At 64.9% G+C, this 24644-nt stretch carries 19 protein-coding genes; 1 reads left to right on the forward strand and 18 read right to left on the reverse strand.

What is annotated here, in order from left to right; genetic code table 11:
• Window positions 1-9: 9 nt before the first annotated feature.
• From FNL56_RS24890 to FNL56_RS24925, 8 genes are all read right to left on the reverse strand, one after another.
• Window positions 10-2286: an acyl-CoA dehydrogenase gene (locus tag FNL56_RS24890; protein ID WP_143575510.1), complete on the reverse strand. Its 2277-nt coding sequence runs from the start codon at window positions 2284-2286 to the stop codon at window positions 10-12.
• Between the two features lie 400 nt (window positions 2287-2686).
• Entirely contained in the window at window positions 2687-3310 is a 624-nt protein-coding gene (locus FNL56_RS24895; protein ID WP_143575511.1) for a flavin reductase family protein, read from the reverse strand.
• Window positions 3311-3345: 35 nt separating this feature from the next.
• Entirely contained in the window at window positions 3346-3945 is a 600-nt protein-coding gene (locus FNL56_RS24900) for a TetR family transcriptional regulator (protein WP_143575512.1), read from the reverse strand.
• Between the two features lie 17 nt (window positions 3946-3962).
• Window positions 3963-7109: an efflux RND transporter permease subunit gene (locus tag FNL56_RS24905; RefSeq protein ID WP_143575513.1), complete on the reverse strand. Its 3147-nt coding sequence runs from the start codon at window positions 7107-7109 to the stop codon at window positions 3963-3965.
• Between the two features lie 11 nt (window positions 7110-7120).
• On the reverse strand, window positions 7121-8221 hold the full coding sequence (locus tag FNL56_RS24910) for an efflux RND transporter periplasmic adaptor subunit (protein ID WP_143575514.1): 1101 nt from the start codon (window positions 8219-8221) through the stop codon (window positions 7121-7123).
• Window positions 8222-8305: 84 nt separating this feature from the next.
• Complete coding sequence (locus FNL56_RS24915) at window positions 8306-9649, reverse strand: MFS transporter (RefSeq protein ID WP_143578366.1); 1344 nt, start codon at window positions 9647-9649, stop codon at window positions 8306-8308.
• Window positions 9650-9861: 212 nt separating this feature from the next.
• Window positions 9862-10443 (reverse strand): TetR/AcrR family transcriptional regulator, encoded by a 582-nt coding sequence (locus tag FNL56_RS24920; protein ID WP_143575516.1) that lies wholly within the window; start codon window positions 10441-10443, stop codon window positions 9862-9864.
• A 44-nt stretch (window positions 10444-10487) separates the two neighbouring features.
• On the reverse strand, window positions 10488-11741 hold the full coding sequence (locus tag FNL56_RS24925) for an Hsp70 family protein (protein ID WP_143576363.1): 1254 nt from the start codon (window positions 11739-11741) through the stop codon (window positions 10488-10490).
• Window positions 11742-11983: 242 nt separating this feature from the next.
• On the opposite strand from FNL56_RS24925, the gene FNL56_RS24930 reads away from it, so the two are divergent.
• Window positions 11984-14332: a Tex family protein gene (locus FNL56_RS24930; protein ID WP_168203022.1), complete on the forward strand. Its 2349-nt coding sequence runs from the start codon at window positions 11984-11986 to the stop codon at window positions 14330-14332.
• A 56-nt stretch (window positions 14333-14388) separates the two neighbouring features.
• Here FNL56_RS24930 and FNL56_RS24935 read toward each other — a convergent pair whose 3' ends face one another.
• The 10 genes from FNL56_RS24935 to FNL56_RS24980 form a co-directional block, all read right to left on the reverse strand.
• Window positions 14389-15345, reverse strand: coding sequence for a tripartite tricarboxylate transporter substrate-binding protein (locus FNL56_RS24935; protein ID WP_143578367.1), 957 nt, complete (start codon window positions 15343-15345; stop codon window positions 14389-14391).
• A gap of 217 nt (window positions 15346-15562) precedes the next feature.
• Complete coding sequence (locus FNL56_RS24940) at window positions 15563-16519, reverse strand: tripartite tricarboxylate transporter substrate binding protein (RefSeq protein WP_143575519.1); 957 nt, start codon at window positions 16517-16519, stop codon at window positions 15563-15565.
• Window positions 16520-16734: 215 nt separating this feature from the next.
• On the reverse strand, window positions 16735-16962 hold the full coding sequence (locus tag FNL56_RS24945; protein WP_143575520.1) for a formate dehydrogenase subunit delta: 228 nt from the start codon (window positions 16960-16962) through the stop codon (window positions 16735-16737).
• Entirely contained in the window at window positions 16934-17785 is an 852-nt protein-coding gene (gene fdhD, locus FNL56_RS24950; RefSeq protein WP_143582429.1) for a formate dehydrogenase accessory sulfurtransferase FdhD, read from the reverse strand. The genes FNL56_RS24945 and fdhD overlap by 29 nt, the downstream gene beginning before the upstream one ends.
• Before the next feature lie 2 nt (window positions 17786-17787).
• The gene (fdhF, locus tag FNL56_RS24955) at window positions 17788-20697 is read right to left on the reverse strand and encodes a formate dehydrogenase subunit alpha (protein WP_143575522.1); all 2910 of its coding nucleotides are present in this window, start codon (window positions 20695-20697) and stop codon (window positions 17788-17790) included.
• 12 nt (window positions 20698-20709) lie between these two features.
• On the reverse strand, window positions 20710-22263 hold the full coding sequence (locus FNL56_RS24960; protein ID WP_143582430.1) for a formate dehydrogenase beta subunit: 1554 nt from the start codon (window positions 22261-22263) through the stop codon (window positions 20710-20712).
• A complete protein-coding gene (locus tag FNL56_RS24965; RefSeq protein ID WP_143575524.1) occupies window positions 22260-22736 on the reverse strand; it encodes a formate dehydrogenase subunit gamma in 477 nt (158 codons plus the stop codon). The genes FNL56_RS24960 and FNL56_RS24965 overlap by 4 nt, the downstream gene beginning before the upstream one ends.
• Window positions 22737-22885: 149 nt before the next feature.
• Window positions 22886-23785, reverse strand: coding sequence for a LysR family transcriptional regulator (locus FNL56_RS24970; protein WP_143575525.1), 900 nt, complete (start codon window positions 23783-23785; stop codon window positions 22886-22888).
• A 305-nt stretch (window positions 23786-24090) separates the two neighbouring features.
• Complete coding sequence (locus FNL56_RS24975; RefSeq protein WP_143575526.1) at window positions 24091-24297, reverse strand: hypothetical protein; 207 nt, start codon at window positions 24295-24297, stop codon at window positions 24091-24093.
• Window positions 24287-24526, reverse strand: a complete 240-nt coding sequence (locus FNL56_RS24980) for a hypothetical protein (RefSeq protein WP_143575527.1) — start codon at window positions 24524-24526, stop codon at window positions 24287-24289. Before FNL56_RS24980 ends, FNL56_RS24975 begins: the two co-directional genes overlap by 11 nt.
• Between the last annotated feature and the right edge of the window lie 118 nt (window positions 24527-24644).

A 24644-nucleotide genomic window follows, 5' to 3' on the forward strand; every position in this document is an offset into this window, starting at 1 on the left:
AACTTGCCATCAGGAGGCCGCCCTCTGCTCGCCGAGGTGCTGGAAGAACTGGTGCACGTCCGCCGGTTTCTTGTAGCCCGGCGAGAGTTCGTCGGGCGCGAAGTCGTCGACCGCGATGACGGCCGCGGCCGCCGCCTGCGCCGTCGCGAGCTGTTCGCCCTCCGCCTGGGTGATGACGCCGCGGGCCACGGCATCCTGCCACTTCTTGATCTTCGAAGTCCGTAGCCGCTTGGCAATGCCGTCGGCGGCCGTAACCAGTGCAAAGGCTTGCTCCAGCCGCGCGAAGCCGCGATCGTCATCGACATGCGCGAGATCCGGCGTCAGGCGCTCGCGTGCGGCGCCGGGCTCAAGAATGTTCAGCGCACACAGCCGTGTCACAAGGTCGGAAGGCCCGAGCGTGCGGGCGCCATAGGGCTGCACGATGAACTTCAGGAGGCCCGCGACGAAGCGGTTCGGGAAGTTGGCGAGGATTTCGGCAAAGCGCATCTCGATGGTGCGGAAGCCGGTGTGCATGCACCATTCCAGCACCGCGAAATCGATCTGCTGGCGGCCCTCATCCTCGAAGCGTTTCAGCACGGCGGAGAGCAAATACAGTTCCGACAGGATGTCGCCGAACCGCGCCGACAGCATTTCCTTGCGCTTCAGCGCGCCGCCCATCGTCAGCAGCGCCATGTCGGCGCACAGTGCGAACGCCGCGGAATAGCGCGACAGCTGGCGATAGAACATCGTGGCATCGCCGGCATTCGGCGCCGGCGCCAGCACGCCGCCGGTCCAGCTACGGCCCCAGGCGCGAAACAGCGTCTTGATGCTGTGACCGACGTGCCGCCAGAAAACCCTGTCAAAGGCATCGAGGCCGCGCGCCTTGTCGGGGTCGGCCAGCGCGTTCATTTCCGAGAGCAGATAGGGATGCGCGCGGATCGCGCCCTGGCCGAACACGATCAGATTGCGCGTCAATATATTGGCGCCCTCCACCGTGATGCCGACCGGCACCGAGCGATACAGATTGCCCAGGTAGTTCTGCGGCCCGTCGATCACCGCCTTGCCGGCATGGATGTCCATCGCATCGTCGATCGCGGTACGCATCCGCTCGGTGGCGTGCAGCTTCATGATGCCGGAGATGACCGCGGGATGATGGCCGAGATTGAGCGCGGTGCAGGTCATGCGCCGGGACGCATCGAGCAGATAGGCCGTGCCGGCGATCCGAGCCAGCGGCTCCTCGATGCCCTCGAACCTGCCGATCGGGATGTTGAACTGCTCGCGGATCCGCGCATAGGCCCCGGTGGTGCGCGCCGCGTAGGCGGCGCCGGCGGCGGACAGCGACGGCAGCGAGATGCCGCGCCCGGCGGCCAGCGCCGACATCAGCATCTTCCAGCCCTGCCCCAGCCGCTCCTGCCCGCCGATGATGTAGTCCATCGGGATGAAGACGTCGTGGCCCTTGTTGGGGCCGTTCTGGAACACCTGCATCGACGGCAGATGGCGGCGGCCGATCTCGACGCCGTCGAGATGCGACGGGATCAGCGCCACGGTGATGCCGAGTTCGTCCTCGGTGCCGACGAGGTGGTCGGGGTCATAAGCCTTGAAGGCCAGGCCGATCAGGGTCGCGACGGGACCCAGCGTGATATAGCGCTTGTGCCAGTTCAGGCGCAGGCCAAGCACCTCGCGGCCCTCGAACGTGCCCTTGCAGATGATGCCGCTGTCGACCATCGCCGCCGCATCCGAGCCGGCTTCCGGGCTGGTCAGGCCGAAGCAGGGAATGTCGCGGCCATCGGCCAGCTTCGGCAGCCACTTCTGGCGCTGGTCGTCGGTGCCGAATTTCATCAGCAATTCGCCGGGCCCGAGCGAGTTCGGCACCATCACGGTCACCGCGGCGACCACCGAGCGCGACGAGATTTTTCGCACGATTTCGGAGTGAGCAAATGGCGAGAAGCCGAGCCCGCCATATTCCTTCGGGATGATCATACCGAAGAATTTTTCGCGCTTGATGAAGTCCCAGACCTCCAGCGGCAGGTCGCGCAGCTCCCAGTTGATCTTCCAGTCGTCGAGCATCTCGCACAGCGTATCGACCGGCCCGGTCATGAACGCCTGCTCCTCGGCTGTCAGCGCCGCGGGTTTTACCTTCAGCAGCTTGGCCCAGTCCGGATGGCCGGTGAACAGATCGGCGTCCCACCAGGTGTCGCCGGCTTCCAGCGCCTCGCGCTCGGTGTCCGACATGGTCGGCAGCACGCCCTTCGCCCAGCGGAAGATCGGCTTGGAGATATGGTCGCGACGGAAATGGGTGGAGCTCATGGGAAGACCCTCCGGGATCGCAGCGGCGGCATGCCTGGGGCCGGCGCCGCCGGGCGCATTTGCTCTGGGATGTTTGGGTTCGGGAACCGAGCCATTTTCAACGGCAGGATACCGCAACCGTTCCGCAATTGCGCGGTGCAACGCCGTGACTTGTCGTCACGGGAATTTCAAGTGAATAGCAAGTTCGCCGTCGATCGAGTCGAAAGGGATATGTTTTGTCACCTCTCCCCGTTGGGGAGAGGTCGATCGGCGAAGCGCAGCGAAGCCGGTCGGGTGAGGGGGCACAGCGCCATCGAGAGGTCCCTAACCCCTCACCCGGATGATCTCGCTACGCTCGATCATCCGACCTCTCCCTCCGGGAGAGGTGCACTGAACATTGGCCGGCACGCCGATGATGGAACTAATCCGGCCGGTTCATCTCGAACATGGCGTCCTGCCGGATATGGAAATAGTCGCCGCGGCGGCCGGCGCGCAGGATCGGGCCGGCCAGCGCGGTCTGGTAGACGCCATCGACGATCAGGCTCTTGTCGATGTGGATGGCAACCACCTCGCCCATCGTCAGGAAGGCGTTGGCCGACGCACCATTGGCGCCGGTGAGTTCGATGATCTGCGTGACCTTGCATTCGAACGCGACGCGGCTTTCGCCGACCCGGGGTACGTTGACCAGCGTGCTCGGCACCGCCGTCAATCCGGCGATCTCGAATTCATCGACCTCGGGGCCGACATGGGCTGCGGTCGCGTTCATCTGTTTTGCCAGGTCCATCGTCGCCAGATTCCAGACGAACTCGCCCGTTGCCTGCATGTTGCGGGTGGAATCCTTGACGCCGATCGAGGAGAAACCGATCAAGGGCGGCGTGTAATTGAAAGCATTGAAGAAGCTGTAGGGCGCCAGATTGACGTGGCCGTCCGCATCACGCGACGACACCCAGCCGATCGGCCGCGGGCCGATGATGGCGTTGAAGGGATCGTGCTTGAGGCCGTGGCCGTCCTTCGGCTGGTAGGAATGCAGGTCGCTGGCGTTCACGCTGAAATCCCCTGTGCTGGCGTTCGCGCTGTCGTCTAGCCGCGCGGCGCGAGCCCGGCAAGGACGAAGTCGATCATCTGGTCGAGCGAGGGGCCGGGCTTGTCGGAGCATTGCGCGATCATCTGCGGGTGGAAGAACCGCAGCATCGCGGTGCAGGTGCACATCGCGGCCAGCGCCACGTCGGGCGCGTGGAATTCGCCGGAGGCCGCACCCGCGGCGATCACCTCGGCGATATTGCCGGTGATGTGCTCCATATGGGCCGTGCAGACGTCCCAGCTCTGCTCCATCGCGATGGCGACCATCTCGTGCAGCTTGGCATCGCCGACATAGCGCTCCGCATTCATGTGGTGGATCGACGACAGCAGCTCGCGCAACCGCAGCTGCGCCGGCTGCGGCCCGGCGACGATCCGATGCGCGGCGTCCTCGACCTCACCCATCAACCGCCGTGCCACCGCTTCGTTGATCGACTTCTTGGAGTCGAAGAAGCGGTAGACATTGGCCGGGCTCATCCGCAACTGGCGGGCGATGTCGGCCACCGTGGTCTTCTGGTAGCCGATGTCGCGGAACAGGCGTTCCGCCACCACGATGATGCGGGCCTGCATGTCGGCTTCGACGGTGTCGGAAACGAGGGTCATGATCGCACGGTCTTCTATTATTCCGCGGCTGCGGCAAGCCGAGGCAGCTGCCGTTCGTCGTGATGCTGCGGGGCGTGGTGATCGACGTCCTCGCCGGGGCCGCGTTCCTCGAGCGTCTTGCGGAACCAGAGCGCATAAAGCCCCGGCAGGTACAATAACGTCAGGAAGGTCGCGACGAACAGCCCGCCCATAATAGTGATCGCCATCGGTCCCCAGAAAGCCGAGCGCGTCAGCGGGATCATCGCCAGAATCGCCGCCAGCGCGGTCAGCACCACCGGGCGCGCCCGGCGCACCGTGGCCTCGACGATCGCCTCATGGCGGGTCAGGCCGTGGGCGACGTCGCTCTCGATCTGGTCGACCAGGATCACGGCGTTGCGCATGATCATTCCGGCCAGCGCGATCAGCCCGAGCAAAGCCACGAAGCCAAACGGGGCATTGGCGACGTTCAGCGCCAGCGAGGCCCCGATGATGCCGAGCGGCGCGGTCAGAAACACCAGCACCAGCCGCGAAAAGCTCTGCAACTGGATCATCAGGAGCGTCAGCATCAGGATGACCATCAGCGGAAACAGGGCGGCGATCGAGACGTTGCCCTTGGCGGATTCCTCGAACGCGCCGCCCGCCTCGATCCGGTAGGCCGGCGCCAGGCTGTCGCGGATCGCCTGCAATTGCGGCGCGATCTGGCTGGTGACATCCGGCGACTGCACGCCGTCGACGACGTCGCCGCGCACGGTGATCGCCATGTCGCGGTTGCGCCGCCACAGGATCGGCTCCTCATGGGCGTATTCGATCGTGGCGACCTGCGACAGCGGGATGGCAACGCCGTTGCGGGAGGTGATGGTGAGGTCGCCGACGCGGCCGAGGTCGAGCCGCTCGCCGGGCACCGCACGCGCCACCACGCCGACCTTCTCGATACCATCGCGCACCGTGGTTACGGGCGCGCCGGAGATCAGCATCGCCAGCGATTGTGACAGCTCCTGCGGCGTCAGGCCGAGCGCACGGGCGCGGTCCTGATCGACGACCAGCTTGAGGTACGGCGTCTGCTCGTTCCAGTCGAGATGCGGATCCTTGACGTTCTTGTTGGCGCGCATGACGTCGCGGACCTTGTAGGCGATCCCGCGCACCGTCGCGGTGTCCGGCCCGACCACGCGGAACTGCACGGGGAAACCGACCGGCGGGCCGAAATTGAAGCGATCGACGCGGACGCGGGCCTCCGAGAGCTGGCCCTCGGCCGCCGCCTTCTCGATCTTCGCCTTGATGCGCTCGCGCTCAGCGACGCCCTTGGCGACGATGACGATCTCGGCGAAGGCTTCATTCGGCAATTGCGGGTTGAGGCCGAGCCAGAAACGCGGCGAGCCGCGGCCGACGTAAGATGTGTAGGTCGCGATGTCCTTGTCGTCCTTGAGCAGTTTCTCGGCGGTCTGCACGGACTTTTCCGTGACGCCGAAGGCGGTGCCTTCCGGCAGACGCAACTGCAGGAACAGTTCGGGCCGCTCCGACAGCGGAAAGAATTGCTGCTGCACATGGCCGAAGCCGACGATCGACGCGATGAAAATGCCGACGGTGGTGACCACCACCTTGATGCGGTGATCGACGCACCAAGCGATCACGCGGCGCAGGGCGCGATACATCCGCGTCTCGTAGATTTCATGCGGATCGGGATGCGCCTTGGCATAGGAGGTAAAATCCGGCAGCAGCTTGACGCCGATATAGGGGGTGAAGATCACCGCCACGAACCACGAGGCGATCAGCGCGATCGCCACGATCCAGAAGATGCCGCCGGCATATTCGCCGACCGCGGAATTGGCGAAGCCGATCGGCAGGAAGCCGACCGCGGTGATCAGCGTGCCGGTCAGCATCGGAAACGCGGTGGATTCCCAAGCGTAGGACGCGGCGCGGACGCGGTCCCAGCCCTGCTCCATCTTCACCACCATCATCTCCACGGCGATGATGGCGTCATCGACCAAGAGGCCGAGCGCGATGATGAGCGCGCCGAGCGTGATGCGGTGCAGGTCGATATGCATCGCATTCATCACGATGAAGACGATCGCCAGGACCAAGGGCACCGACAGCGCCACCACGATGCCGGTGCGCCAGCCAAGCGCCAGGAACGAGACGAACAGCACGATCGCCAGCGCCTCGATGAAGGAATGCACGAATTCGCCGACGGCCTTTTCGACCACCACCGGCTGGTCGGCGATCTGCTCGACCTGGATGCCCTGCGGCACCGCCGCCATGAACTGGTTCTTGGCCTTTTCGACCTCGCGACCGAGATCGAGAATGTTGGCGCCGTTCGCCGTCACCACGCCCAGCGCCAGCGCCGGCGTACCGCGCTGCCGGACCTTGAAATCCGGCGGATCGACGAAGCCGTGGCTGACGGTGGCGATATCGCCGAGGCGGAAGGTGCGGCCGCCGCTCTCGACCGGCGTTTCCGCCACCGCCTTGAAGCCGTCGAGTGCGCCGGTGACGCGCAACGGCACACGCTGCGACGACGTCTCGACCGTGCCGGCGGGCGCAATAGCGTTCTGCTTGGCCAGCGAGTCGAACAGCGTCTGCGGCGTGATGCCGAGCGTCGCCAGCTTGGCGTGCGAGAATTCGACGAAGATCCTCTCGTCCTGGGTACCGTAGAAATTGACCTTGTTGACCCCCCGCACTTTCAGCAGCCGCTGTCGCAGCCCTTCGGCGACCTTCTTCAGTTGCGCGTAGTCGGCGCCGTCGCCGGTCATCGTATAGAGAATAGAATCGACGTCGCTAAACTCGTCGTTCACCGTCGGCCCGATTAGATTGGTCGGCAGGCTGCCCTGCACGTCGGCGAGCTTCTTGCGCAGCATATAAAACAGATACGGCACGTCCTTCGGCGGCGTATTGTCCCTGAAGGTCATCTGCATCGCGCTGAAGGACGGTTTCGAATAGGTCTGCACCTTGTCGAAATAGGGCAGCTCCTGCAGCTTCTTCTCGATCGGATCGGCGACCTGCTCCTGCATTTCGCGTGCGGTAGCGCCGGGCCAGACCGCTGTGATGTTGACCACCTTGACCGTGAATGACGGATCCTCGGCGCGACCGAGCTTCTCGTAGGAGAAGAACCCGGCAATGCCGAGCGCCACGATCAGGAACAGGATCAGCGCGGGATGGCTGACCGCCCAGGCAGAGAGATTGAAGCGATGCATCGGCGTGGCCCTTAAAAGGTCAATGCGGAAACGATGCGGACTTTTTGCGACGGGTCGAGTTTCTGCACGCCGAGCGTCACCACGCGCGCGCCGTCCTCGACGCCGCCGGTGATGATCACGTCGTTGCTCTCGTAGGATTTCACTTTCACTGGCTGCAGCGCGATCTCGCCATTGTCGTTGACGGTATAGAGCGAAGGATTGGCGCCCTGGCTGAACAGCGCCGACAGCGGCAGCCGCGCGACGCGTTCGGAGGTGACGTCCGACAGGGTCAGGGTTGCGGTCATGCCGAGCGACACCTTGTCGTCGGCATCGGGGAGCGAGAATTTGGCGAGATAGGTGCGGGTCGCCGGATCGGCATTCGGCGCGATTTCGCGCAGCTTCGCGGCATAGCGCCGGCCGGGCTCCGACCACAGCGACACGCTCGCGGTGCCATCCTTGGCACGGCCGACCAGCGTCTCCGGGATGGCCACCACGGCCTCCTTCTCGGCAAAGCGCGCGACGCGCACCGCGGTCTGGCCGGCGGCCACGACCTGGCCGGGGTCGATCAGAGTCGCGGTGACGACGCCGCGGGTGTCGGCCAGCAGCGTCGCATAAGATAGAGAGTTTTTGGTCAGATTGACCGAGCGCTCGGCGCGGTTGAGGCGGGCGCGGGCCTCGTCGGCGGAGGCCTTGGCCTGATCGAGCTGGGCCTGCGTCGACCAGCCCTTGGCGCGCAATTCATTGGCGCGGCCCTCGGCGGCGGCGGCCTGCGCCAGTACGCCGGTGGCGGCGGAAAGTTCGGCGACCGACTGCTCGGCCTGCAGCGACAGGTCGACCTCGTCGAGCGTGGCCAGCGGCTGGCCTATTTCGACGGTCTGGCCGACCTCGACCAGGCGTTTGGCGATCTTGCCGGGGACGCGGAAGCCGATGTCGGTCTCGACCCTGGGCTTGATGGTGCCGACAAAGCTGCGCGCCGGCTGCTCCGGCTGGAATTTGACGGTCGCGACCAGCACCGGCCGCGGCGGCTCGGCCTTGGCCTCTTCCTTCTTGCCGCAACCGGCCAGCGCCAGGGCGGGCAGCATCAAAGCTAGCACGAGTGGCTGGCGGAAATGGAGAATGGAGAGGCCGGACATCGCTGAGCTTCCTTCGGGTGGCGTCCCGCGGAAACTGGCCTGACCACTGACGAATGTCAATATTCGTCAGTGGTCAGAATTTGTTTAGATCGCGGGTTGTTTTCGCACTGCTGCGAACTCCGCCGAGGTGTCGTGCTTGCCGAACAATACCAAGGCACCGGCGATCAGCGGCATTACCGCCAGCACCAGCAGGCCGGTCGAGGTCGAGCCGGTCGCCTCCTTGATCCAGCCGATCAGATAGGGCCCGCCAAAGCCGGCAAGGTTGCCGATCGAGTTGATCATGGCGATGCCGCCGGCGGCGGCGGCCCCTGTCAGCCACGAGGTCGGCAGCGTCCAGAACAGCGCAAAGGTGCAGAACACGCCGATCGCGGCGACTGAGAGCGCGACCATCGTCCAGGTGGGGTCGGTCAGCAGGCCGGCCGTGCCCAGCGATACCGAGATCAGGATCATCGGCAGCCCGACGTGCCAGACGCGTTCGCGCGTCCTGTCGGAATGCCGCGCCCACAGGATCATCGCCACCGAGCCGAACGCATAGGGAATCGCGGTGACGAAGCCGGTCTGCACGTTGCTGAAGCCGAACGCCTTGACGATCTGCGGCAGCCAGAACTGCATGCCGTACAATGCCGCGACGAAGCAGAAATAGATCAGCGACAGCATCAGCACGCGGCCCGAGGCCATGGTCTGCCACAGCGTCAGCTGCCCGGCTTCCTTCTTGGCGGCGACTTCCGCGTCGATGCGCTGTTCCAGCCAGGCTTTCTGCTCGGCCGACAGCCAGGTCGCCTGCGACGGCCGGTCGGTGAGGTAAAACCAGCAGACGACGCCGAGCACCACCGAGGGAATGCCCTCGATGATGAACAGCCACTGCCAGCCTTTCAGGCCCATCATGCCGTCGAGCCCGAGCAGCATGCCGGAGACGGGCGCGCCGATCACGGTCGATACCGGCACGGCGATGGCGAAGGCGGCCAGGAAGCGTGCGCGGTATTCGGCCGGGTACCAGTAGGTCAGATAGAGAATGATGCCGGGGAAGAAACCGGCTTCGGCAATGCCGAGCAGGAAGCGCAGCGAGTAGAAGCTCCACGGCCCCGACACCACCGCCATCAGCGCCGAGATCAGCCCCCAGGTGACCATGATGCGCGCGATCCAGCGGCTGGCGCCGAATTTCTCGAGCGCGATATTGGAGGGAACCTCGAACAGGAAATAGCCGACGAAGAAGATGCCGGCCCCCCAGGCGAACACCGTCGGCGAAAAATTGAGTTCCGCATTCATCGTGAGCGCGGCGAAGCCGAGATTGACGCGGTCGAGATAGGCCAGGAAATAGGCCAGCACCAGGAACGGGATCAGCCGCCACGAGATCGCGCGGATGGTTGCGGTCTCGATGTCGGATTTGGCGCGCATCATTGCGTCAGCGCCGCTGGCGGTCTGGCTCATAGGGTCTCCCGGACGTCGTTCTTGGCGGCGGCAGATTGCCGCAGCGTTGCCCGGGGGGTCTATCGAAGTGGGAGGGGGGCGGCAACCGGGCCGACCACTTGTGGGGTGGGCAAAGCTGCATCGCGCAAAGCGCGGCACGGCGTGCCCACCATCGCACGCTCTGCAGTCGGTGGGCACGGCGCGAGAACGCCTTTGCCCACCCTACGGCGACACTAGCGCAGCACCTGGCTGAACAGCACCTGCTTGAAGCGGGTGAAGGGCGCGGGGCTGCGTTCCGCCTTGGCCAGCAGGCAGGCGCCCTGCAGCGACGAGACGATGAAGCCGGCCACCTCGTCAGTTGCAAAGTCTTCCGGCAATTCGCCGGCCTCGACGGCGGCGCGCAGACAGATCGCCAGATGACGCTGCAGCTCCGCAAAAATCTCGACCAGCCGCGCACGGATCGGCTCGCTATGGTCGGTGGCTTCCGCGGAGAAATTGCCGAACAGGCAGCCGTTGCGCATCTGGTTGGCGTCGAGCCGTGACTGGTTGGCGTCGAGGTAGTCGCTCAACCGCTGCAACGGTGACAGCTTTTCGTTGAGCAGCGTCGCCGCCATCAGCTCGCGGCCGGCGGCAACGTAGAGATCGAGGATCTCGAGGACGAACTCTTCCTTGCAGGCAAAGTGGTTGGTGAACGAGCCCTGCGGCACGCCCGCCGCGCTGACGATGTCGCGCACGCTGGCCCCGGCATAGCCGTGCGCATGCACGACCTCGAGGCCGGCGGCGAGCATACGTTCGCGATTCGAAAGCTTGGTCATGGGCTTAATATGGCGGCGCGGCGGTGCCGATCAAGAGCGCGCGCCTAGCCCGGCCCGTAGCGCCTCACCGCCTCGATGGTCAGGCCCTTGCCAACCGCGCCAAACGTGTCGCCTTCGATGGCGCGGGCATTCGGCACGGCGGAGGTGATCGCCTTGCGGACATGGGCGAGCTGCACCGAGCCGCCGGTGAGGAACACGGCGTCGATGTCATCAGCCTGCAGGCCGGCCTGCTCGAGGCAGATCCCGATCCGCGCGGTGATGCGATCGGCGAGCGAGGTGGTGTGACCGACCAGCTCTTTCCGCGCGACGCCGGCCTTGAGCCCCGGCTCGATCCAGTCCAGCGCGATGCTCGAATTCGGCGCCGAGGACAATGCGATCTTGGCGTCCTCGATCTCCATCGCCAGCGTGTGGCCGCGCTGCTCGTCGAGCACGCGGACCAGGCGATCGAGCAATTCCGGCTGCTTGGCCTCGTAACGGACCTGGCGGACCTCGTTCATCACCTTGGATTCGTACATCCGGTTGATGTTCGACCAGGTCGCGAGATCGTGGAAATAGCCCGAGGGCACGTCGAGCCCGGCGCGCTTCATCGCCGTGCGGTAGCCGAGCAACGGCATGATGACGCCGAGGCTGAGCTGGCGGTCGAAATCGGTGCCGCCGATCCGCACGCCGTCATTGGCGAGAATGTCGGCCTGGCGCTCGGCCTTGAGATGCCGCTCCGGCGAGAGCCGCACGATGGAGAAGTCCGAGGTGCCGCCGCCGATGTCGGCGATCAGCGCGATCTGTTCGGAATGCAGCGTGCGCTCGTAATCGAGTGCCGCGGCGATCGGCTCGAACTGGAAGGTCACTTGCTCGAAGCCGACCTCGGTGGCGATGTCGCGCAGGGTCGCCTCCGCCTTGCGGTCGTTGGCTTCGTTGTTGTCGACGAAATGCACCGGGCGGCCATGCACCACGTTGCGCAACGGTTTTCCGGTCGCCGTCTCGGCGCGCCGTTTCACGGCGGTGAGATACCACGCAATGATATCGCGAAACGAGATGCGCTCGCGGCCGGTCCGGGTGGTCTCGTCGATCAGCGACGTACCCAGCACCGATTTTAGGCTGCGCATCAGCCGGCCGGACGTGCCTTCGACATAGGCTTCGATCGCCCTGCGGCCGATCAGGGTGGCGCCGTCGGCCTCGAAGAAGATCGCCGAGGGAATTGTCGTGTGGCCGGCCTCCAGCTCCGCCAGGACCGGGACATCGCCCTTCAGGGTGCCGAGCGTCGTGTTCGACGTTCCAAAATCTAGACCGCAAGTAGACATCATCGCTCCCGGAAGGAACGTCCGTCTACACAGATCGACGCCGCCGATCTAGCTTTATCTTTTTGCACTGCACGCAAGCGCAGATTTGGCGGGAAAAGCCGCAATTTACGGGATAAAACAAGGCCATCCACAGAACATTGAATGGCTCCCCATCGGGGTTGATGAATCGCCCGGCATGGGTTCATAAGCGTCTCCCGACGGCGGGGAAGTGACCCGCCGCGATGTTGCGAAGGAACTGCGCGTTGGCAAATATTATTCGACAGATTGCGGAAGAACTGGGCGTCCGCGAGCAGCAGGTGTCGGCGACCGTCGAACTGCTCGACGGTGGCGCCACGGTGCCGTTCGTCGCCCGCTACCGCAAGGAAGTCACCGGCGAGCTCGACGACACGCAATTGCGCAACCTGGAAGAGCGCCTGAACTATCTGCGCGAACTGGAAGCCCGCCGCCTCGTGATCCTGGATTCGGTGAAGGAACAGGGCAAGCTCGACGACAAGGTACTGGCCGCGATCATGGCCGCCGACAGCAAGGGCCGCCTCGAAGACATCTATCTGCCGTTCAAGCCGAAGCGCCGCACCAAATCGGAAATCGCCAAGGAAGCCGGCCTCGAGCCTTTGTCGGAATTGCTGCTGACCGAGCCGCAGAACGATCCGAAGCAGGTCGCCGAGGCTTTCGTCGATGCCGACAAGGCCGTCGCCGACGTCGTCGCGGCATTGGACGGCGCGCGCGCCATTCTGGTCGAGCGTTTTGCCGAAGATGCCGACCTGATCGGCGCGCTGCGCGAGCAGATGTGGTCGAACGGGCTGATGGCCTCGAAGGTCCGCGAAGGCAAGAAGGCCGAAGGCGAGAAGTTCAAGGACTACTTCGAATTCAGCGAACCGCTCAACAAATTGCCGTCGCATCGCATTCTGGCGATGTTCCGCGGCGAGAAGGAAGAGATCCTCGATCTGCAGATGCAGCCCGACCGCCCGCCGGCGGAGCCCTCCACCGCCGTGGTCGTGTCGTCCTACGAGATGAAGATCATGCAGCGCTTCGGCATCAGCGATCAGAAGCGGCCGGGCGACAAATGGCTGGTCGAGACGGTGCGCTGGGCGTGGCGTACCAAGATCCAGGTACATCTCAACATCGATCTGCGGATGCGGCTTTGGACCGCCGCGGAGACCGAAGCGGTGCGCGTGTTCGCCTCCAATTTGCGCGACCTGCTGCTGGCGGCGCCTGCCGGCGCCAAGGTGACGATGGGCCTCGATCCCGGCTTCCGTTCGGGCGTGAAAGTCGCGGTCATCGACGCCACCGGCAAAGTTGTCGACACGCTCGCGGTCTATCCGCACGAGCCGCAGCGGCAATGGGATGCGTCACTCGCGACGCTCGGCAAGCTCGCCGTCAAGCACAAGGTCGAGCTGATCGCGATCGGCAACGGCACCGCGTCGCGCGAGACCGACAAGCTGGCGATGGAGCTGGTGAAGTTGCTGCCGGATCTGAAGATGTCGAAGATCGTGGTGTCGGAAGCCGGCGCGTCGGTCTATTCGGCCTCGGCCTTTGCTTCGGAAGAATTGCCGGGACTCGACGTCACGCTGCGCGGCGCGGTGTCGATCGCCCGCCGCCTGCAGGATCCGCTGGCGGAACTGGTGAAGATCGATCCGAAGGCGATCGGGGTTGGCCAGTACCAGCACGATCTCGGCGAGAGCAAGCTTGCGAAATCGCTCGATGCCGTCGTCGAAGACTGCGTGAACGCCGTCGGCGTCGATGCCAATACGGCCTCCGCGCCGCTACTCGCGCGCGTCTCCGGCATCGGCTCGGGGCTGGCGCAGAGCATCGTGCAGCACCGCGACGCCAACGGCCCGTTCAAGTCACGCAAGGCGCTGAAGGAAGTTCCGCGACTGGGTCCCAAGGCGTTCGAGCAATGCGCGGGCTTCCTGCGCATCAGCGACGGCGAGGATCCGCTGGATAGGTCCGGCGTGCATCCGGAAGCCTATCCGATCGTGCGCAAAATTCTCGCGGCGACCAAAAGCGACATCAAGGCGCTGATCGGCAATGCCGAGATCCTGCGCACCGTGCAGCCGAAGGCCTATGTCGATGACACCTTCGGCTTGCCGACGGTGACTGACATTCTGCGCGAGCTGGAAAAACCCGGCCGCGATCCGCGTCCGGCGTTCAAGGCCGCGGTGTTCATGGAGGGCGTCGAGAAGCTCAGCGATCTCAAGCCCGGCATGATCCTCGAGGGTACCGTGACCAACGTCGCGGCGTTCGGCGCCTTCGTCGACATCGGCGTGCATCAGGACGGCCTGATCCACATCTCGGCGATGTCGAAGACCTTCATCAAGGACCCGCGCGAGGTCGTGAAATCCGGCGACATCGTCAAGGTGAAAGTTCTGGAAGTCGAAGTGCAGCGCAAGCGCATCGCGCTGAGCCTGCGCATGGACGACGCGGTGGGCCCCAAGGCCGATCGCCCGCAGGCCGACCGCGGCCCGCGCGTCAACGAGCGGCAGTCTATGACATCGTCGGCGCCGAAGAAGCAGGGTGAGCCGGCGGTCGGCGGCGCGTTTGCCGAAGCCTTGCGACGCGCGGCAGAAAAGGGTGCCAGCAAGGGCAAGTAACAAAAGCCTTTCCGCATGTCGTCCCCGCTTTCGCGGGGACGACATGGCGTGTTTGGTTACTGCTTCACGTTCTTCAGCAACAACTTGTTCGCCGCAATTTCCTTGGCGACCAGGTCGTCGAGCTCGGCAGGCGTCATCGGCATCGGGCCGACGCCGAGCTTCTTCAGGCTGGCCTGCATGTCGGGCTGCGCCAGTACTTTGACGCCGGCGGCATGCCATTTCTCGATGATGTCGCGCGGCGTCTTCGACGGCACGAACATCGCGAACCAGATCGAGCTGTCGCCGCCGGGCACGCCGGCCTCGGCCGGGGTCGGCACGTCCGGCAGATCCGGCGAGCGGGTCGCCGAGGACACCACGAGCGCGCGGACCTGGCCATCGCGGATCAGCGGCAGCGCGGTGGACAGCGGGCAGAAGTAGAAATCGATCCGGCCGCCGAGAATGTCGGCGATCACGTCGGGGCCGCCACGATACGGAATGTGGGTTGCCTCGAAGCCGCCGGCGATGCGGAACTTCTCCGCGCTGATATGCACGTTGCTGCCGATGCCGACCGATCCGAAATTGATCTGCGCGCCCTTGGCGCGGGCATCGGCCAGGAAATCCTGAACCGTCTTCCACGACCGCGACGTCGGCACGATCATCACATTGGCGCTGGAGCCGATCATCAACACGCCGGACAGGTCCCGGCTGGTGTCATAGGGCAGGTTCGGGAAGATCGCCGGCGTAATGGTGATTGCCGAGGAATGCGCCAGGATCGAATAGCCATCGGGGTCAGCCTTGGCGACGGCGCCGGTGCCGATCGAGCCGCCGCCGCCGACGCGGTTTTCCACCACGATCGACTGGCCGAGTTCGACGCCGAGCCGCTCGAATACGATGCGCGGCACCACGTCCGTGGCACTTCCGGCGCCGAACGGGATGGTGGCCCGGATCATTTTGGAGGGATAGGTATCCGCCTGCACCGCCAACGGCGCCAGCAGGAGGGCGGCCGCACAGGACCACCGAACAAACTTCTTCATCACGCGCTCCGGTTGCGCCGTTCCAGGGGAACGGCGTGGCCCGATAATGGGCCGACGCGCGAAAGGAAAGCAAGAAATGGACCGGGATAGATTGTCATTCCGGGACGCGAGCAGCGAAAGCTGCGAGCGAACCCGGAATCTGGAAATCGGGCTGAACATTCCGAGGTTCCGGGTTCTCTCGCGCTCACGCGCTCGAGCCCCGGAACGACAAGGTGAGCTACTTCCCCTCGCCCTTCAGCAACAGCTTGTTCGCCGCAATTTCCTTCACCAGCAGGGCATCGAGCTCCGCCGGCTGCATTGGCATCGGCTCCACGCCGAGCTTCTTCAGGCTGGCCTGCATCTCCGCGGTGTTCAGGACTTTCGTGCCGCTGGCGTAGAGCTTCCCGATGATCTCCGCCGGCGTCTTTGCGGGCACGAACACGCCGAACCAGATCGAACTGTCGGCATCCGTGAGACCCGCCTCGATCGGGGTCGGCACCTCCGGCAGGTCGCGCAGCCGCGTCGGCGTCGAGACGACGAGGGCGCGCACCTGCCCCTCGCGGATCAGCGGCAGCGCCGTCGCCAGCGGGCAGAAGTAGAAGTCGATGCGGCCGCCGATGATGTCGGTGATGACCTCCGAGCCGCCGCGATAGGGAATATGCGAGGCGTGGAAGCCGGCAGCGGCGCGGAATTTTTCCGAGGTGATGTGCACCGCGCTGCCGACGCCGACCGAGCCGAAATCGATCACCGTGCCTTTGGTGCGTGCGGCGGCGAGGAAGTCCTGCACGGTCTTCCACGGCCGCTCGTTCGCCACGATCATCACATTGGCGCTGTAGCCGATCATCAGCACGGAGGCGAGATCGCGGCTGGTGTCATAGGCCAGATTGGGAAAGATCGCCGGCGCGATAGAGATCGCATTGGTCTGCGACAGCAGCGTGTAGCCATCGGGCTCGCTCTTGGCGACCGCCCCGGTGCCGATGGAGCCGCCGGCGCCGACGCGGTTTTCGATGATGATCGGCTGGCCCAGTTCGGCGCTCAGCCGCTCGAAGAACAGCCGCGGCACGACGTCCCCGGCGCTGCCGGCGCCAAACGGGTTGACGGCCTTGATCGGCTTCGACGGCCAGGTGTCGGCGTGTGCCGCCAACGGCGCCAGTAGAATGGCGGCCAGACACGACCACTGCAGCAAATTCCTCATCACGCGCTCCGTTGGCACCAGCCTGTAATTTGCCGGGCAGATCGTGAGCTTGCAAGATTAAGGCCGGGTTACCCGTTGTCATCCTGCCGGCGGGCGAGCGCAGCTCGCACGAACCCGGAATCCCGGGATGTTCATCGTCCCATGGCAAGATTCCGGGTTCGCTTGCGCTGGCGCGCTCGCGCCCCCGGAACCGCAGCTTCTGGCTTTGGGCAGTCTCAGTTCTTCAGCGCCGCCAGCGCATCTTTCACATTCGGATCGAGCCCTTCGCCACCGGCTTCCAGATGCGCCATGATCTGCTTGCGCATGCGCGGGTCCCAGAATTTGCGGATGTGCTCGGTAATCCCCGGCACGGCCTTGCCTTCACCCTGGCTGTTGAAAAACGTGCCGATCTGGTTGGCCATGTAGATCAGCCGGTTAGGCGACGTCGATGTGTGCGTGCTCATGTCCATGGTCATTCTCTTGCATCGCATCGAGGCCGACGCGGTGCGGATGGGTGAAGATTTCAAAGCCGTCGGCGCGGGCAATCGCCACCAGCGTGACGTGGGCCTCCTCGGCCATGCGGATCGCCAGCGCTGTCGGCGCCGACACCGAGACCATCAGCGACGCGCCGATCGCCGCGGTCTTCTGCACCATTTCGACCGAGACACGGCTGGTCAGCAGCACCATGCCTTCGGACGCGTCGATTTTCGCCTGCGCGAGGTGGCCCGCCAGCTTGTCGAGCGCGTTGTGACGACCGACGTCCTCGCGCAAAGCGACAATGCCGCGCGCCGGCGTCCAGAACGCCGCGGCGTGGACGGCGCGGGTCTCGATGTTGATCGCCTGCAGCGGCGACAGCGCAGCCATCGCCGCCATGATCACCTCGGGCGCAAACGCCCTGCCCTCGCCCACGATCGCCGCCGGCTTCACCGCCTCGGAGATCGAGTCGATGCCGCATAGTCCGCAGCCGGTGGGACCGGCGATCTGGCGGCGCCGCGCGCTGATGCCCTCGGCCGTGTCCGGCGCGAGCCACATCCGCAGTTCGACGCCGTCGTCGAACTCCACCGCCTCGAACGACTGGATCTCGGCGGCAGTGGCCACCACGCCCTCGCTGAGGCTGAAACCGATGGCGAAGTCGTGCAGATCCTGCGGCGTCCCCATCATGACGGCATAGGTGCCGCCATTATAGGTGATCGCCAGCGCGGTCTCTTCCGGCACCGCGCGCACGCCCGTGCTGGCGCCAATGCTGCGCCAGATCGTGCGTGTGACCGAGCGGACCGGGTCGAGCATGGTTACTCCGCGGCTTCCACCACCGGCATGGCGATCCGACGCGACTGCCGCGCCTGCTCGTCATATTCCTTCTGCCATTCCGAAGGCCCGTTCGATGGCGAGATCTGCACCGCCGTCACCTTGTATTCCGGACAGTTGGTCGCCCAGTCCGAGAACTCGGTGGTGATGACGTTGGCCTGCGTCGTCGGGTGGTGGAACGTGGTGTAGACGACGCCGGGCGCGACGCGCTCAGTCAGCAAGGCACGCAAGGTGGTCTCGCCGGCGCGGCTGACCAGCCGGCACCAGTCGCCATCGCGGATGCCGCGGTTCTCGGCATCGTGCGGGTGCATCTCCAGCCGGTCTTCCTCGTGCCAGACCGTATTTGCGGTGCGCCGCGTCTGCGCGCCGACATTGTACTGGCTGAGTATCCGGCCGGTGGTTAGCAGCAGCGGGAAGCGCGGCCCGGTGCGTTCATCCGTCGGCACGTATTCGGTGAGCATGAACTTGCCCTTGCCGCGCACGAAGCCGTCCATGTGCATGATCGGCGTGCCCAGAGGCTGCTTCTCGTTGCATGGCCACTGCACGGAGCCGACTTCTTCCAGCTTCTTGTAGGAGACGCCGGCAAAGGTCGGGGTCAGGGCTGCGATTTCGTCCATGATCTCGGACGGATGGTTGTAGTGCATCTCGTAGCCGAGCGCCTTGGCGAAGCCGAGCGTGACTTCCCAGTCCTCCAGCCCGTTCTTCGGCGACATCACCTTGCGGACGCGCTGGATGCGGCGTTCGGCATTGGTGAAGGTGCCGTTCTTCTCGAGGAAGGTCGAGCCCGGAAAGAACACATGGGCGTAGTTGGCGGTCTCGTTGAGGAACAGGTCGTGGACGATGACGCATTCCATCGCCGACAGCGCCGCGACCACATGCTTGGTGTTCGGATCGGACTGCAGGATGTCTTCGCCCTGCACGTAAAGCCCCATAAAGGTGCCTTCGACGGCCGCGTCGAACATGTTGGGAATGCGCAGGCCCGGCTCGTTGTTGAGCTTGACGTTCCACATCGCCTCGAACTGCTCGCGCACCGCGTCGCCGGAGATATGGCGATAACCCGGCAGCTCGTGCGGGAACGAGCCCATGTCGCAGGAGCCCTGCACGTTGTTCTGGCCGCGCAGCGGGTTCACGCCGACGCCGGGACGGCCGATATTGCCGGTGGCCATCGCGAGGTTGGCGATCGCGATCACCGTGGTCGAGCCCTGGCTATGTTCGGTGACGCCGAGGCCGTAATAGATCGCGCCGTTACCGCCGGTGGCGAACAGACGCGCGGCTTCACGCAATTCCTTCGGATCGACGCCGGTCATGATGGCGGTGGCTTCGGGCGAGTGGTTTGGCTGGGCGACGAACGCCGCCCAGTCCTCGAACTCGCTCCAGTCGCAGCGCTCGCGGATGAAGGCCTCGTCGGCCAAGCCTTCGGTGACGATGACATGCGCGATCGCGGTGAGCACGGCGACATTGGTGCCGGGCATCAAGGGCAGATGGTGCTGCGCCTCGATGTGGGCGGAGCGCACGATGTCGGTGCGGCGCGGATCGACCACGATCAACTTGGCGCCGGCGCGCAGCCGCTTCTTCAGGCGCGAGGCGAACACCGGATGGCCGTCGGTCGGGTTGGCGCCGATGATCATCACGACGTCGGTGTCTTCCACCGAGTCGAAGTCCTGCGTGCCGGCCGAGGTGCCAAAGGTCGAGGACAGGCCGTAGCCGGTCGGCGAGTGGCAGACACGGGCGCAGGTGTCGACGTTGTTGTTGCCGAAGCCGGCGCGGATCAGCTTCTGCACCACGAACACTTCTTCATTGGTGCAGCGCGACGAGGTGATGCCGCCGATCGAATCCCGGCCGTATTTGGCCTGGATGCCATTGAACTTCTTGGCCGCGAAATTGAACGCCTCGTCCCACGACACTTCCTGCCACGGGTCGGTGATCTTCTCGCGCACCATCGGGTTGAGGATGCGCTCCTTGTGGTTGGTATAGCCCCAGGCGAAGCGACCCTTGACGCAGGAATGGCCGCGATTGGCCTTGCCGTCCTTGAACGGCACCATGCGGACGACTTCCTCGCCGCGCATTTCCGCCTTGAAGGTGCAGCCGACGCCGCAATAGGCGCAGGTGGTGACGACGGAATGTTCGGGCTGGCCGATCTCGATCACGGCCTTCTCGGTCAGCGTCGCGGTCGGGCAGGCCTGCACGCAGGCGCCGCAGGAGACGCATTCCGAGCCCAGAAAGGATTCGTTCATGCCGGGCGAGACGCGGCTTTCGAAACCACGACCCGAGATGGTCAGCGCGAAAGTGCCCTGCACTTCCTCGCAGGCGCGGACGCAGCGCGAGCAGACGATGCATTTCGAGGGATCGTAGGTGAAGTACGGATTGCTCTCGTCCTTCGCCATCCAGTGATCGTTCTCGCAGTCATGCGGCGAGTGGTCGTGCGAGTGGCCCTTGGTCTTGGCGAAGACGTGGTTCTCGCCATCATAGCCGTAGCGCACGTCGCGCAGGCCGACGGCGCCGGCCATGTCCTGCAATTCGCAGTCGCCATTGGCGGCGCAGGTCAGGCAGTCCAGCGGATGGTCGGAGATGTACAGCTCCATCACGCCCTTGCGGAGCTGCTTCAGCCGCTCGTTCTGGGTGTGAACGACGAGGCCTTCCATCGCCGGCGTGGTGCACGACGCTGGCGTACCGGCGCGGCCCTCGATCTCGACCAGGCAGAGTCGGCACGAGCCGTAGGCGTCCACCATGTCGGTGGCGCAGAGTTTCGGAATCTGCGTGCCCATCTCCATGGCGGCGCGCATGATCGAGGTGCCCTCAGGCACAGAAATGCTCTGGCCGTCGATGGTCAGCGTGACCATCTTCTCAGCTTTGGAGCGCGGAGTACCGAAATCGATTTCGTGAATGAGCGACATTTGCGTGCTCCTTTATTCTGCTGCTTGCAGGCGGGCCGGTACCGGCCCGAAATCTTCCGGGAAATGCTTCAGGGCGCTCATCACCGGATAGGAGGTGAAGCCGCCCAGCGCGCATAGCGAGCCGAATTTCAACGTGTTGCAGAGGTCCTCGAGAACCACCTTGTTTTCGGCGACGCGTTCGCCGGATCGAATCTTGTCGATGGTCTCGACGCCACGGGTCGAGCCGATCCGGCACGGCGTGCACTTGCCGCAGGATTCCACGGCGCAGAACTCCATGGCAAAGCGCGCCTGCTTCGACAGATCGACGGTGTCGTCGAACACGACGATGCCGCCATGGCCGATCAACCCGTCGCGCTTGGCGAAGGCCTCGTAGTCGAATGGCGTATCGAACAATTCGCGCGGGAAATAGGCGCCGAGCGGGCCGCCGACCTGCACGGCGCGAACCGGGCGGCCGCTGAAGGTGCCGCCACCGACTTGATCAATCAGTTCGCCGAGCGTGATGCCGAAGGCGACCTCGAACAGCCCGCCATGCTTGATGTTGCCGGCCAGCTGGATCGGCATGGTGCCGCGCGACCGGCCCATGCCGCACTCGGCATAGTGCTGCGCGCCGCCGGCCAGGATGTAGGGCACCGCGGCCAGCGACAGCACGTTGTTGATCACGGTCGGCTTGCCGAACAGGCCCTTATGCGCCGGCAGCGGCGGTTTCGCGCGAACTATGCCACGGCGCCCCTCGATGCTTTCCATCAGCGCGGTCTCTTCGCCGCAGACATAGGCGCCGGCGCCGACCCGGACTTCGAGATCGAAATGATAGGCCGAGCCACAGATATTGGCGCCGAGATAGCCCGCGCGTTGCGCCGCCTCGATCGCCAGGTTGGTCGCGACGATCGCGTGCGGATATTCCGAGCGGAGGTAGATGTAGCCCTTGTTGGCGCCCACGGCGATGCCGGCGATGGTCATGCCTTCGATCACCACGAAGGGGTCGCCCTCGAAAATCATGCGGTCGGCAAAGGTGCCGCTGTCGCCCTCGTCGGCATTGCAGACGATGAATTTGCGGTCGGCGGCGGTATCCGCCACCGTCTTCCACTTGATGCCGGTGGGGAAGCCGGCGCCGCCGCGGCCGCGCAGCCCCGACGTGGTGACGTCGGCGACGATCGCGGCCGGCGTCATGGTAAGCGCCCGCTCAAGGCCCTTGTAGCCGTCATGCGCGAGGTAATCGTCCAGCGAGCGCGGATCGACCACGCCGCAGCGGACGAAGCTCAGGCGGGTCTGGCGCTTCAGCCACGGGATATCCTCGGTAAGGCCGAGCCGCAGCGGATGCGCGCCGTCGGCGATCATCGCATCGAGCACCGATCCGACATCGTCTTCGGTCATCGGGCCGAAGGCGACGCGGCCCTGCGGCGTCACCAGCTCGACCATCGGCTCCAGCCAGTACAGGCCGCGCGAGCCATTGCGGACGACCTCGATCTGCAGGCCGCGGCTTTCGGTCGCCGCTGCAAAGGCTTCCGCCACTTCCTCGGCGCCGACCGCCAGCGAGCCCGCGTCGCGGGGAATAAAGATCTTCATCATCGCTGGGCCTCCGCAACGAGCGCGTCGAGGCGCTTCTCATCGAGCCGGCCGACGACCCGGCCATCGAGCATCGCCGACGGCGCGGTAGCGCACAGCCCGAGGCAATAAATCGGCTCCAGCGTGACGCGATGATCCGGCGTGGTGCTGCCCAGCTTGATGCCCAGCTTGTTTTCCGCGCGCGCGGCCAGCGCATCGCCACCGGCTGCCTGGCAGGCCTCGGCGCGGCAGATCTTCAGTACGTGCTGGCCAGCCGGCTCGTGGCGGTAGTCGTGATAAAAGGTGAAAACGCCATGCACCTCGGCGCGCGACAGGTTGCGCGCTTCGGCGATCATCGGGATCGCCGGCGCCGGCACGTAGCCGAAGACTTCCTGCAAGGCATGCAACATGACCAGCGTGCCGCCCTCGACGTGGGTCAGGCCGGCAATGATCTCCGCGCCGCGCGTCTCTTCCCATGGCTCATAGATTGAGGTCATCGTATTCCCGACTTGTTATGTCCTGCGCAGCATGAAAGTTGGAATTGCTCCAAAGATCAATAAAGCAGTCTCATGCGGCGATACGGAATCCTTATCGAAGCCGAGACATCGAAGCAGAGACCAGACGGCGGCGTCATGGGCTGCGGCCGCTATGCTTCCAGCGACGGCGCCACTTCGCGGGCGATCTGCACCAGCGTCGCCACCAGCGGCGTCATCGGGTCGCGCTGCGGCACCACGAGACCGACGCCATAGGTAATTTCGGGATCGACGATCGGGATCATACGCACGGTTCCCGTGGCTTTCAGCCCGAGCGTCTCGGCGAGCTTGGCCGGCATCACGCTGGCCCAGCGGCCGGTCTTGACGTGGGTATAGAGCACGATGATCGAGTTCGAGGTCAGCATCGGCATGGCCTCGGCGCCGACCGATTTGAGCGCGCGGTCGATGATGCGGCGGTTCTGCATGTCCGGCGTCAGCAGGCACAGCGGCACCTGGGCGACCTCCTGCCACGTCACCTTGTCGCGGGCGCCGAACAGGCTCTCCGGCGAGGTCAGCAGGCAATAGGTCTCCTTGTAGAGCGGGATCGAGCGCACCTTTCCGAGCGGTTCGTTCTCGATATAGGTCAACCCGGCATCGACCTCGAGGTTTTCCAGCAGGCCGAGCACCGAATCCGACGTGCACGACACCACGCGAAAGCGGACCTCGGGATGGCGGGCGCGGAACGGCGTGGTCAGCGACGCCACCATGCCGAGCACGGTGGGAATCGCGGCAATGCGGATCTCGCCGGACAGACGGTCCCTGAGGCCGTTGATCTCCTGCTTCATGGCACGGGCATCGCCGACGATGCGGCGCGCCCATTCCAGCGCGCGTTCGCCCTCCGGCGTGAAGCCCTGGAAGCGCGAGCCGCGCTGCACCAGCATGACGCCGAGCAGCTCCTCGAGCTGCTTCAGGCTGGTGGACATGGTCGGCTGGGTGACGCCGCAGGCTTCGGCGGCGCGGCCGAAATGCCGTTCCTTGGCCAGCGACAACAGCAATTCAAGCTTTTCGATCAATGCGTCTTGCTCCGAGCCCGCCACAGGCGGCCGTGCCGCGCGATGATCGCGATCTTTTGTTCCGCCCTGCCGCACCATACGGCGCAGCCAGCCCGGCTAGCAACCGGCGCGCCGGCGCAATGGGGCTGTCTTTGGTCGCGGTTGACATGATCCGCGGCGGAGGCCGCAGCACGGTGGCGCAGCCGTCCAGAGGCGCGAGGCGCAAGGCCACGGCCCGGGATGACGGATGCAGCGCCTCGTCGAAGGCACGCCTGGTTCAACAGAAGCTGCCGCGCGACCCGTGCGCAGCTGGGGTATCGGACGAATCAGCCGAGGCGGCTGATCTGCTCTTCGGTCACGACGCGCTCGACGTTTTCAGTCTTGCTCTTGATGCGGTAGCGCGGACGGCCATCGGCTTCGATCGGCAGGCAGGAAGTGATCGTATAGACGCTGCGTTCCTTGACCATCGAGCGGCCCTGCGGCCCCTGGAGCTGATGATGGACGTCGTCATTGATTGCGTAGTTATGCGCCATAATTGATACTCTCCACGATGGAGCGGCTTTTAGCCACAACTGCGCCAAAAAGCAATAAATCTGTAGCAATTTCGGTCAGATAGCACGTCGTGCCTGATATGCAGCCAGCGCTGGTGACAGCGTTCGAGCGCAGTTTGCGACCGTTTTCGCCAGAGCCCCCTGGAACTTTTGGCGGATAAGCAGGAAATTCGGCAGGATTGAACGCTTTCGAGCGCAAATCAAATACCATGGCACCGGCCGGACCCACCGGTCATCGGCCAACCATCCGTCGCTCGGCTCCCCACAGAAAAAAACCGAAAAACCACCGGCAGGGCATTGCCGGTGGTTTCGGAGGTATAAGTCGATAG

It is taken from the genome of Tardiphaga sp. vice304 (genome assembly GCF_007018905.1).
Taxonomy (GTDB): Bacteria; Pseudomonadota; Alphaproteobacteria; order Rhizobiales; family Xanthobacteraceae; genus Tardiphaga.